The organism is Streptomyces sp. CRN 30, assembly GCF_034105845.1.
Genome location: NZ_JAVRHI010000402.1, coordinates 54,370 through 65,922, shown reverse-complemented (window position 1 = coordinate 65,922; position 11,553 = coordinate 54,370). Strand labels below are relative to the sequence as shown.

Below are 11,553 nucleotides of genomic sequence, written 5' to 3'. Positions count from 1 at the left end.
GGCGCGGGCGCGCTCGCCCGGCCCCCGCGGGCCGGCCGGCACCTGTACGCCGACCTCTCCCCGCTGCGCATCGCCCTGGCCGGCCGCGGCGTCGGCGACGCCCAGGAGCTGGAGGACTTCCTCACCGCCCGCCTCGGCCTGCCCGCCCCCGGCGGCCACCGCTTCGGCGACGACCTCGCGGCCCTGCGGGTACGGCTGTCCACCGGGCCCCTGCTCGGCCCCACCGACGAGCGGCGCGCGCTGAGCCTCGCCGCGCCCGACCCCCTGGAACTGCCCCATGTGCGACGCGCGTTGAACGATCTGAAGTCGGTCTTCGACAGCCTCCACGACGATCGGCGATGGGAGCCCTCCCGATGACGCAGCAGTCCGAGTCGCCCACCACCACGACCACGCCCGGCCAGGACTCCGCGACCGGCCACGAAACCGACCACGCGACCGACCACAAGACCGACCCCGGGAGCGGTTCCGGGAGCAGCGTGGCCGCCGCGTCCGCCGCGTCCGCCGCGTCCGCCGCGGCGTCCGTGCCGCCGCTCGCCCGCCCCCGGCCGCTCGCCGAACGCCGGGTGTGGCCGCGGGCCTTCCACGACCGGCTGACCGCCCCGCTGCCCGGCCTGCGGGCCACCGCCCGGTTCGCCCGCGAGGGCGCCCTCAGGCCCGGCCCCGAGGGCCTCGCCGACGTCCCCCGGCTGCCGGTCGAGCCCGGCCCGCTGCCCCGCGCCGACACCCGTACCGTCGCCGTCACCTGGGCGGGACACGCCAGCTGGGTGGTGCGGATCGGCGGGCTCACCGTCCTCACCGACCCCGTCTGGTCCCGCCGCATCCTCGGCACCCCCGCCCGCGTCACCCCCGTAGGCGTCCCCTGGGAGGCGCTGCCCCGCGTCGACGCCGTCGTCATCAGCCACAACCACTACGACCACCTGGACGCGCCGACCCTGCGCCGGCTGCCGCGCGACACCCCCATCTTCGTGCCGGCCGGGCTCGGCCGCTGGTTCCACCGCCGCAGGTTCACCGTGGTCACCGAGCTGGACTGGTGGGAGGCGGCGGAACTGGGCGGTGTCCGCCTTGACTTCGTCCCGGCCCACCACTGGTCCAAGCGCACCCTCACCGACACCTGCCACAGCCTCTGGGGCGGCTGGGTCCTCACCGGCCCCGACGGCCGGCGCGTGTACTTCGCCGGGGACACCGGCTACGGCCACTGGTTCGACCGGATCGGCCGCCGCTACCCCGGCATCGACCTCGCCCTGCTCCCCATCGGCGCCTACGAGCCCCGCTGGTGGCTGAGCGACGTCCACTGCGACCCGGAGGAGGCGGTACGGGCCGCCCAGGACCTGGGAGCCCGCCGCATGGCCCCGATGCACTGGGGCACGTTCGTGCTCTCCGCCGAGCCGGTCCTCGAACCCCTCACCCGGGTGCGCGCCGCCTGGGAGCGGGCGGGCCTGCCCCGGGAGGACCTCTGGGACCTCCCGGTCGGGGCCTCCCGCGTACTCGACGCCCGGTAGGGCCGGATCACCCGGTGGGTCCGGGTCGCCCCGTAGGGCCGGATCACGCCTTCGCCGGGCGCCGGATCCGCTTCCACACGCTGGGGGCCGCGCCGACCAGCACCGTCAGGACGATCGCCGCGGCCACCCCCTCCCACGGCTCCGCGAACAGGGAGCCGCCGAGGATGCCGATCAGCTGGTACGTCACCGTCCAGGCCAGGCAGGCCGGGAGGTTGCCGCGGACGAAGCGGCGCGTCGGCCACTTGGCCAGCAGACAGGCCAGCATCACCGGGATACGGCCGGCCGGCACCAGCCGGGAGAGCACCAGCACCGCGACCCCGTGCTCGGCGAGCTTGCCCTGCGCCTGCTCCAGCCGGTCCTCGGGCGCCCGCGAGCGGATCGCCTCCAGCCAGCGCGAGCCGTTCTTCGACTTCATCCCGCGCCGCCCCAGCCAGTACAGGGTGAGGTCGCCGAGGAACGCGGCCAGCGAGGCGGTCAGGAAGACCAGCCCCAGCGAGATCGCCGCCTGGTGGAACGCCACCACGGCCGCCGAGCTGACCAGCACCCCCGTCGGCACGACCGGCACCAGCGCGCCGATCAGCACCAGCAGGAACAGCGACGGATAGCCCAGCGCCTGCTGCGTGGCCTCCGTCGGGACCACCGTCACGGCGGAACCGAGCCAGGTCACCGAGCGGCCTCCAGTCGCACACTCTCTCCATGCCCGAGCCGGTGCACCGACACGCCCGGAGCGTGCAGCGCGGCCAGGCGCACGAATTCGTCGCCCGGCGCGTGGAACTCATGGGGGCGCACGGCGTCCATCCCGATGGGCCAGTACGTGCCGTAGTGCACCGGCACCGCGCTGCGGGGCGCCAGCCGGGCCAGCGCCTCGGCCGCGCGCCCGGCGTCGAGGTGTTCCTCGCCCAGGTGCGGCCCCCAGCCGCCGACCGGCAGCAGCGCCGCGTCGACCGGCCCGACCTCCTTCGCCATGTCGTCGAAGAGCCCGGTGTCCCCGGCGAAGTACGTCCGCGCCTCGCCCTCGATGACATAGCCGAGAGCGGGGGAACGGCGCGGCCCCACCGGCAGCCGCCGCCCGTCGTGCCAGGCCGGGACCACCCGGATCCGCAGGTCACCGACGGTCGTCTCGTCGCCGGGCACGACCTCGGTCAGCTCCAGGTGGGAGAGCCGGCGCAGTCCGGACACCGTCCGCGGCGCGCCCCGGGGCACGAGCACACGCGTGCCCGGCGCGAGCGGCGCCAGCGACGGCACATGGAGATGATCGGCGTGCAGATGGGAGACGAGAGTCACGTCCGCCTGCCACGCCTCGGGCGGGGGCGGAGCCCCCCGGCGTCGCCGCAGGTGCGCCAGCCGACGGGCGAACAGGGGATCGGTCAGCACACGTATGTGCGAATCCTGAACCGTGCAGGTGGCATGACCCCACCAGGTGACCTCCACCGGCACCTCTTTGCCTCCTTCGCGCGACTCCCCGAAGCCTACGTCCAGGAGTAGGGTCGGCGGCGAAACCGGAGGTGAGGGGGACGCCATGGGACCGGTGAGGGTGACGGCGATCGCGAGTCTGACGCCGCTGGAGGAGTTGGACGCCGACCCCTTCCTGGTGGACTCCCGCAGCCAGCACGCCATGTGCGCCCGCTGGGCCGCCGAGCACGGGTACGTCGTCGCCAGGGAGCTGCTCGTCAGCCGTCTCCGCCCCGACCACGACGTCCTCTGGGACGGCGTCCGCCCCGGCCGCGACCTCTTCGTGGCCCCCAGCCACCGGGTGCTGGCGAGCGCGCTCGCCTCGGTGGAGGAGTTCACCGCCCAGTGCGCCCTGCGCGGTGTCCGGGTGGAGACCGTCGGGCGTGCCGAACCCGCCTACGACGCCGAGATGAAGGCGTGCGTCCACCGCCGCCTGTCCATGCCGACCGCCGGATACGACGGACGCTGACCGTTCCTGGTCGAGACCCGGTCGATCACGGTCACCGACCTGCCCGCGAGCAGGGGCCCCCGGGCGTTGTGACAGGCTGGAGAGGGTCCGCGCCGAGGTCGGGCCGGAACGTGAGGTGTGCGGAGCGTGAACGGGAGGCGCTGGCGGCGGATCGCCGGCCAGCTGGGCCGGAGCGTCACGGTGTGGGCGGTCTCCACGGTGACCATGCTCGCGCTCGCCGGCATCCTGCCGGACTTCCAGCTCCAGTCCCCGGACGGGTCGAGCGCCACGGACATCGCCGTGACCGCCGCCTTCGGCGCCGGTGCCTTCGGCCTGCTCTCCGCGCTGGTCTGGCCGCTGCTGGTCCGGCTCCTGCTGCTGGTCCCGGCCCTCGTCCTCGGCCTGCTGGTCTTCTTCCTCAACGGCGCGCTGCTGCTCGTGGCGCTCCGGCTGAACCCCGCCGCGCACGGCGCCGCCGGACCCGAGACCGCCGTCGTGGTCGCCGCCGTGATGTCGGCGGTCGCCTCCGCCACCGGCGCCGCCCTCGCCGTCCGCGACGACGACGCCTACCGGCGCCGCCTCTACCGGCTCGCCGACCGCCGCCGCCGTACCGTCCCGCCCTGCCCGAGCGGGCACGGCACCGTCTTCCTGCAACTGGACGGCGTCGGCCACGACGTCCTGGAGACGGCCGCCGGGAAGGGCGTCATGCCCACCGTCGCCCGCTGGCTCGGCGACGGCGAGGGCCCCGGCAGCCACCGCCTCACCCGCTGGCGCACCGACTGGTCCAGCCAGACCGGCGCCAGCCAGCTCGGCATCCTGCACGGCAGCAATTACGACATCCCCGCCTTCCGCTGGTACGAGAAGGACAGCCGGGAGGTGATGGTCTGCAACCGTCCCTCCAGCGCCGCCGAGCTCCAGCGCCGCGCCGTCGAGCACACCGGCGACGGCGGCCTGCTCACCCTGGACGGCGCCAGCCGCGGCAACCTCTTCAGCGGCGGCGCCGACGAACAGGCCCTGGTGCTCTCCATCGCCGTGCGCCGCCGCAGCCGGGAGACCCGCTCCCGCTCCGGGTACTTCGCCTACTTCTCCGACCCCGCCAACGCGGTCCGCACCGCCATGTCCTTCGTCGCCGACGTCGGCCGGGAGATCGGCGAGTCCGTCCGCGCCCGGGTCCACAAGGTCCGCCCCCGCGTCTCCCGCGGCGGTCTCTACCCCTTCGTCCGGGCCTTCGCCACCGTCGTCGAACGGGACGTCGTGGTCGCCGCGGTCATCGGCGACATGCTCGCCGGCCGCACCGCCGTCTACGCCGACCTGGTCGCCTACGACGAGGTCGCCCACCACTCCGGGCCGCACAGCCGGGACGCCGAGAAGGTCCTCGCCCGCCTCGACCGCTCCCTGGCGCTGATCGAGAAGGCCGCCGAGCACGCCCCGCGCCCGTACCGGATCGTGGTCCTCTCCGACCACGGCCAGAGCCCCGGCGAGACCTTCCGGGCGCGCTACGGACTCACCCTCGCCGACCTGGTCCGGGCCGGCTGCGGACTGCCCGTGCCGCGCAAGGCGCAGCGCACCCACAGCGGCGCCGAGGCCCGCAACACCGTCCGCGCGGCGATGGGCCGCCCCGTCGAGGAGGGCGCCGAACAGCACCGGCCCGCGCGCCGCTCCGAGCCGATCGTGCTCGCCTCCGGCAACCTCGGCCTGGTCTCCTTCCCCGACGTCGGGCACCGGATGAGCCGGGAGGAGATCGACGCCCGCCACCCCGCGCTGCTCAGCACCCTCGCCAACCACCCCGGCGTCGGCTTCCTGCTGGTGAGCAGCGAGGAGCACCCGGACGGGCTCGTGCTCGGCACCCGCGGCGCGGAGATACCGCTGCACCGGCTCGACGAGGAACCGGGCCCGCTCGCCCCCTTCGGCCCCGGCGCCGCCGACGCCGTGCGCCGCACCCACTCCTTCCCGCACACCGCGGACATCATGGTCAACTCCTCCCTTGACCCGGCCGACGGCGAGGTGCTCGCCTTCGAGGAGCAGATCGGCTCGCACGGCGGGCTCGGCGGCGCCCAGTCCGAGGCGTTCCTGCTCTCCCCGACCGCCCTGACCGCGCCGGTCGCCGACGGAGCCGAGCTGGTCGGTGCCGAAGACGTGCACCGCGTCCTGCGCCGCTGGCTCCGCGAGTCCGACGGTCCGCAGATCCCGCTGGACGATTCACGGCCCGCGGGCCACGGCAGCACACCATTTCCGGTCCCGGACGGGGTAGTACAGGATAAAAGCGCCTGATTTGGCGCCTTTCTCGGTCATGTCCGACGATGGTCGCCGTCCCGGCGATCCCGGACACGCGGTTCTTCGAGAAAGGCGCACCACGCCATGCACGTCACGGAGGGCGAGGGCAGACACGCCCGGCGCTTCGGCCTCCCCGTCGCCACCGCCCTGGTCATGGGCAACATCATCGGCGGCGGCATCTTCCTGCTTCCGGCCTCCGTCGCCCCCTACGGCACGGTCAGCCTGCTCGCCTTCGGCGTCCTGACGGCCGGCGCCGTCGCGCTCGCCCTGGTCTTCGGCCGGCTCGCCGCCCGTGACCCGAGCACCGGCGGCCCCTACGTCTACGCCCGCGCGGCCTTCGGCGACTTCGCCGGGTTCCTCGCGGCCTGGGCGTACTGGATCACCACCTGGGTCTCCAACGCGGCGCTCGCCGTCGCCGCCGTCGGCTACCTCGACGTCCTGGTCCCGGTGAACGACCACCGCTGGACCGCCTGCCTGGCCGCCCTGGTCATCCAGTGGCTGCCCGCCCTCGCCAACTTCGCCGGCTCCCGGTACGTGGGCGCCGTGCAACTCGTCTCCACCGTCCTGAAGTTCGTGCCGCTGCTGCTCGTCGCCGTCGGCGGGCTGTTCTTCTTCGACGCCGGGAACCTCGGTCCGTTCGACGCGAGCGGCACCGGCACCGTCGGCGCGGTCTCCGCCTCCGCCGCGATCCTGCTCTTCTCCTACCTCGGCGTGGAGTCCGCCGCGGTCAGCGCCGGCGAGGTGAAGGACCCCCGGCGGACCGTCGGCCGCGCCACCGTCATCGGCACCGCGGGCGCCGCCTTCGTCTATCTGCTGGGCACCCTGTCCGTCTTCGGCACCGTCCCCCACGACCGCCTCGTCGGCTCCACCGCCCCCTTCTCCGACGCGGTGAACGCCATGTTCGGCGGCGGCTGGGGCGGCTGGGCCGTCGCGCTGGCCGCGCTGGTCTCCATGACCGGCTGCCTCAACGGCTGGACGCTGCTGAGCGCCCAGACCCCGTACGCCGCGGCCAAGGACGGCCTGTTCCCGGCGGCGTTCGCCCGCAGGCGGCGCGGCGTGCCCACGGTCGGCGTCGGCGTCACCGTCGTCCTCGCCTCCCTGCTCACCGTCTACAACTACGCCTCCGGCTCGGGGCAGGTCTTCGAGACGCTGGTGCTGGTGACCACCTTCACCGCGACCGTGCCCTACCTGCTGGCCACCGCCGCCCAGCTCTTCCACCTGGTCTCGGGGGGTCGCGAACGCGTCGACCGGGCCCGGCTGGTCAGGGACGCCGTGATCGCGTCGGTGGCCGCGGCGTTCTCGCTCTGGCTCGTCGCGGGCGCCGGGTACGCGGCGGTCTACCAGGGCGTGCTCTTCCTCTTCGCGGGCGTCCTGGTGTACGCGGTGCTGGCGGCACGGCGGAGCGACGCACGCGATCCGGTCACCGGTACCCCCGTTCCCTGACCCCGGGCCCGGAGTGTGATCGGATGGTCCCGGACCCATCCGTACTGCGAAAGGACCTGCCGTGGCCACCACGCGCTCCGCACACACCGTCTGGGAAGGCAACCTGTTCGAGGGCAACGGTGTCGTCACCTTCGACTCGTCCGGCATCGGCAAGCAGCCGGTGTCCTGGCCGTCCCGCGCCGAGAAGGCGAACGGGAAGACCAGCCCCGAGGAGCTGATCGCCGCCGCCCACTCGTCCTGCTTCTCCATGGCGCTGTCCAACGGCCTGACGGGTGCCGGCACCCCGCCCACCAAGCTGGTCACCAACGCCGACGTCACCTTCCAGCCCGGTGAGGGCATCACCGGCATCCACCTCACCGTGGAGGGCACCGTCGACGGCCTCGACAACGACGCGTTCGTCGCCGCCGCCGAGGACGCCAAGAAGAACTGCCCGGTCAGCCAGGCCCTGACCGGCACGACCATCACGCTGTCGGCGAAGCTCGCCTGAGCCGAGCCCGGCCCGTCCGCTTCCGCCGGGGCCCGACGCACCCTTGACAACAGCACGCTCAAGTTTTGTGCTGGTGATGCAGACGGGTGGGTCAGGTGCTCGGGCGGAAGGGGACGGTATGGGACGCGCGGTCGGTATCGATCTCGGAACGACGAACTCGGTGGTGGCCGTCCTGGAGGGCGGCGAACCCACCGTCGTCGCCAACGCGGAGGGGGCCCGCACCACTCCCTCGGTGGTCGCGTTCGCCAAGAACGGCGAGGTCCTCGTCGGCGAGGTCGCCAAACGGCAGGCGGTCACCAACGTCGACCGCACCGCCCGCTCCGTCAAGCGCCACATGGGCGACGCGGGGTGGCGCTTCCCCGAGCACGGCGACGTCGACGGCACCCACTACCGGGCGCAGGAACTCTCCGCGCGGGTCCTCCAGAAGCTCAAGCGGGACGCGGAGGCCTACCTCGGCGAGGACGTCACCGACGCCGTGATCACCGTCCCCGCCTACTTCGACGACGCGCAGCGCCAGGCGACCAAGGAGGCCGGCGAGGTGGCCGGCCTGAAGGTGCTGCGGATCATCAACGAACCCACGGCGGCGGCCCTGGCGTACGGCCTGGACCGGGAGAACGACCAGACGGTCCTCGTCTTCGACCTCGGCGGCGGCACCTTCGACGTCTCCCTCCTGGAGATGGGCGACGGCGTCATCGAGGTGAAGGCCACCAACGGCGACACCCTCCTCGGCGGCGACGACTGGGACCAGCGCGTCGTCGACCACCTCGTCAAACGGTTCAGGGGCCAGTACGGCGTCGACCTCGGACGCGACCGGATGGCGCTGCAACGGCTGCGCGAGGGCGCCGAGAAGGCGAAGATCGAGCTGTCCTCGGCCGGCGAGACCACCGTCAACCTGCCCTACATCACCGCGTCCGCCGAGGGGCCGCTGCACCTGGACGAGAAGCTGACCCGGGCCCAGTTCCAGGAGCTGACCGCCGATCTGCTCGACCGCTGCAGGACGCCGTTCCACCAGGCCGTCCACGACGCCGGGGTGGAGCTCGCCGCGGTCGACCACGTCATCCTGGTCGGCGGCTCCACCCGGATGCCGGCCGTCACCGCCCTGGTCAAGGAGCTGACCGGCAAGGAACCGCACAAGGGCGTCAACCCCGACGAGGTCGTGGCGGTCGGCGCCGCGCTCCAGGCGGGCGTCCTGCGCGGCGACGTCAAGGACGTACTGCTGCTCGACGTCACCCCGCTGTCCCTCGGCATCGAGACCAAGGGCGGCATCATGACCACGCTGATCGAGCGCAACACCACGATCCCGACCCGGCGTTCGGAGATCTTCTCCACGGCCGCCGACAATCAGCCGTCCGTCGGCATCCAGGTGTACCAGGGCGAACGCGAGATCGCCGCGTACAACAAGAAGCTCGGCGTCTTCGACCTGACGGGGCTGCCGCCGGCACCGCGCGGGGTGCCGCAGATCGAGGTGGTGTTCGACATCGACGCCAACGGCATCATGCACGTGTCCGCGAAAGATCTCGCCACGGGGCGGGAGCAGAAGATGACCGTCACCGGCGGCTCGGCACTGCCCAAGGACGACATCGACCGGATGATGCGGGAGGCCGAGCAGTACGCCGACGAGGACCGCAAACGGCGGGAGGCGGTGGAGACCCGCAACCAGGCGGAACAGCTCGTCTACCAGACGGAGAAGTTCGTCCGGGACAACAGCGACAAGATCCCCGCCGACACCCGCACGGAGGTCGAGTCGGCCGTCACCGACCTCAAGGCGCTGCTGGAGCGGAAGGCCGGCACCGCCGAACTCCGCGCCGGCGTCGAGAAGCTCGCCACCGTCAGCCAGCGCATGGGCCAGGCGATGTACGCCCAGGCCGGCCGGCAGGAGTCCGCCGACCCAGGCACCCCGGGCACGGACACGCCACCGCGGGGCGACGACACGGTGGTGGACGCGGAGATCGTCGACGACGAGAAGGACACCGGCACCGGGAAGAAGCCGGGCGAGGACTCCGGAGGCCGGGCCGCCGGCTGAGGGCCCCGGCGGGGCGCCGCGGCGACGACGGCGCCCCGCACGCCATGGACGCCCGCCCTCCGCTCCCGGTTTACTCGCGTCATGTTCACCACACGACCTACGCTGCAAGGCACCTTCGGCATGGCTTCCTCCACGCACTGGCTGGCCTCCGCCGCCGCCATGGCCGTCCTGGAGGACGACGGCAACGCCTTCGACGCGGCGGTGGCCGCGGCGTTCACGCTGCACGTCGTGGAACCGCACCTGAACGGCCCGGCCGGCGAGGTGCCCGTCATCATCGCCCCCGCCGGCTCCGCGCCCCGGGTGCTGTGCGGCCAGGGACCCGCGCCGGCCGGCGCGACCATCGCCCACTACACCTCCCTCGGCCTGGACCTGGTCCCCGGCACCGGCCCGCTGGCCGCCGCCGTCCCGGGCGCGTTCGACGCCTGGCTGCTGCTCCTGCGCGACCACGGCACCAAGTCCCTCGCGGACGTGCTGAAGTACGCCGTGGGCTACGCCGAGCACGGGCACCCGGCGGTCGAACGGGTCGGCGCGACGGTCGAGACGGTCCGGGAACTGTTCGAGACCGAGTGGACCACCTCCGCCGAGGTCTACCTCCCCGGCGGCCGCCCTCCGGCGCCGGGCGCGCTGCTCAGGAACCCGGCACTGGCGGCGACCTGGCGGCGGCTGCTCGCCGAGGCACGGGCCACCATCGCCCCGGGCACCGTCGGCACCGAGCGCCGGGACGCGGAGATCGAGGCGGCCCGCCGGATCTGGCGGGAGGGCTTCATCGCCGAGGAACTGGCCGCCTTCGCCGCCCGGCCCGTCCTCGACACCTCCGGCGAACGGCACGCGTCCACCCTCACCGGCGACGACCTCGCCGCGTACTCCGCCCACTACGAGGACCCGGTCACCCACGACTGGAACGGCTGGACCGTCGCCAAGGCCGGCCCGTGGAGCCAGGGCCCGGTCCTGCTCCAGCAACTGGCCCTGCTGGACGACGACTTCGGCACCCGGGACAGCGGCGCGGAGTACGGTTCCACGGAGTACGTGCACACCCTGGTCGAGGGCACCAAGCTGGCGATGGCCGACCGGGAGGCCTGGTACGGCGACGCCGAGGGGGCCGACGTACCGCTGGCCACGCTGCTGTCGTCCGGGTACAACGCGGCGCGGCGGAAACTGGTCGACCCGGAGCGGGCCGCCTCCGACCTGCGGCCCGGCAGCCCCGACGGACGTACCCCCCGGCTGCCCGCGGCGGCCGCGGCGGACGCGGGCACGAGCATCGCCGTCGCCCCGGGGGCGGGGGAGCCGACCGTCGCCCGGGACGGCGCCACCCGCGGCGACACCTGCCACCTCGACATCGTCGACCGCTGGGGCAACATGGTCGCGGCGACCCCCAGCGGCGGCTGGCTCCAGTCCAACCCGGTCGTCCCCGCCCTCGGCTTCCCGCTCGGCACCCGGCTCCAGATGACCTGGCTGGAGGAGGGCCTGCCCAACTCCCTGACCCCGGGCCGCCGCCCCCGCACCACCCTCACCCCCTCCCTGGCCCTGCGCGACGGCGTCCCGGTCCTCGCCTTCGGCACCCCCGGCGGCGACCAGCAGGACCAGTGGAGCCTGCACTTCCTGCTCGCCGTGGCGCTGCGCGAGAGATTCCGCGGCGGATACGACCTGCAAGGCGCGATCGACGCCCCGAACTGGCACACCGAGAGCTTCCCGTCGTCGTTCCACCCGCGTCTCACGGACCCCGGATCGCTGGTCCTGGAGTCCCGGTTCGACGACCGGACCATCGCCGGGCTGCGCCGCCTCGGCCACCGTGTCACGGTCTCCGGGCCCTGGTCGGAGGGGCGGCTGTGCGCGGTCGCGCGCGATCCGGAGACGGGTGTCCTGTCGGCCGCGGCCAACCCCCGCATGATGCAGGGGTACGCCGCCGGACGATAGCCGGACGGAACAC

General features: G+C 73.8%; 9 protein-coding genes and 1 pseudogene. 8 read left to right on the top strand and 2 right to left on the bottom strand.

Going from position 1 to position 11,553, the window contains the following annotated elements; all coding sequences use genetic code 11:
- Window positions 1–357, top strand: a pseudogene (locus tag UW392_RS44715) (pyridoxal phosphate-dependent aminotransferase); the annotation flags it as partial.
- Window positions 354–1,499 carry an MBL fold metallo-hydrolase gene (locus UW392_RS44710; protein ID WP_320781069.1) on the top strand — a complete coding sequence of 382 codons (1,146 nt, stop codon included), beginning with the start codon at window positions 354–356 and terminating at the stop codon, window positions 1,497–1,499. The pseudogene UW392_RS44715 and the gene UW392_RS44710, both read left to right, overlap by 4 nt.
- Window positions 1,500–1,542: 43 nt before the next feature.
- Here the strand turns inward: UW392_RS44710 and UW392_RS44705 are convergent, their stop codons facing one another.
- Both UW392_RS44705 and UW392_RS44700 read right to left on the bottom strand, forming a co-directional pair.
- A complete protein-coding gene (locus UW392_RS44705; protein ID WP_320781068.1) occupies window positions 1,543–2,166 on the bottom strand; it encodes a DedA family protein in 624 nt (207 codons plus the stop codon).
- The gene (locus tag UW392_RS44700; RefSeq protein ID WP_320781067.1) at window positions 2,163–2,936 is read right to left on the bottom strand and encodes an MBL fold metallo-hydrolase; all 774 of its coding nucleotides are present in this window, start codon (window positions 2,934–2,936) and stop codon (window positions 2,163–2,165) included. The genes UW392_RS44705 and UW392_RS44700 overlap by 4 nt, the downstream gene beginning before the upstream one ends.
- Before the next feature lie 82 nt (window positions 2,937–3,018).
- Between UW392_RS44700 and UW392_RS44695 the strand changes: the two genes are divergently transcribed.
- From UW392_RS44695 to UW392_RS44670, 6 genes are all read left to right on the top strand, one after another.
- Window positions 3,019–3,420 carry a hypothetical protein gene (locus UW392_RS44695; RefSeq protein WP_320781066.1) on the top strand — a complete coding sequence of 134 codons (402 nt, stop codon included), beginning with the start codon at window positions 3,019–3,021 and terminating at the stop codon, window positions 3,418–3,420.
- A 126-nt stretch (window positions 3,421–3,546) separates the two neighbouring features.
- Complete coding sequence (locus UW392_RS44690) at window positions 3,547–5,670, top strand: phage holin family protein (protein WP_320781065.1); 2,124 nt, start codon at window positions 3,547–3,549, stop codon at window positions 5,668–5,670.
- 87 nt (window positions 5,671–5,757) lie between these two features.
- Window positions 5,758–7,116 carry an amino acid permease gene (locus tag UW392_RS44685; RefSeq protein ID WP_320781064.1) on the top strand — a complete coding sequence of 453 codons (1,359 nt, stop codon included), beginning with the start codon at window positions 5,758–5,760 and terminating at the stop codon, window positions 7,114–7,116.
- Between the two features lie 61 nt (window positions 7,117–7,177).
- The gene (locus UW392_RS44680) at window positions 7,178–7,603 is read left to right on the top strand and encodes an OsmC family protein (RefSeq protein ID WP_320781063.1); all 426 of its coding nucleotides are present in this window, start codon (window positions 7,178–7,180) and stop codon (window positions 7,601–7,603) included.
- Between the two features lie 118 nt (window positions 7,604–7,721).
- Window positions 7,722–9,626, top strand: a complete 1,905-nt coding sequence (gene dnaK / locus UW392_RS44675) for a molecular chaperone DnaK (protein ID WP_320781062.1) — start codon at window positions 7,722–7,724, stop codon at window positions 9,624–9,626.
- An 81-nt stretch (window positions 9,627–9,707) separates the two neighbouring features.
- Entirely contained in the window at window positions 9,708–11,540 is a 1,833-nt protein-coding gene (locus UW392_RS44670; RefSeq protein WP_320781061.1) for a gamma-glutamyltransferase family protein, read from the top strand.
- Window positions 11,541–11,553: the final 13 nt, after the last annotated feature.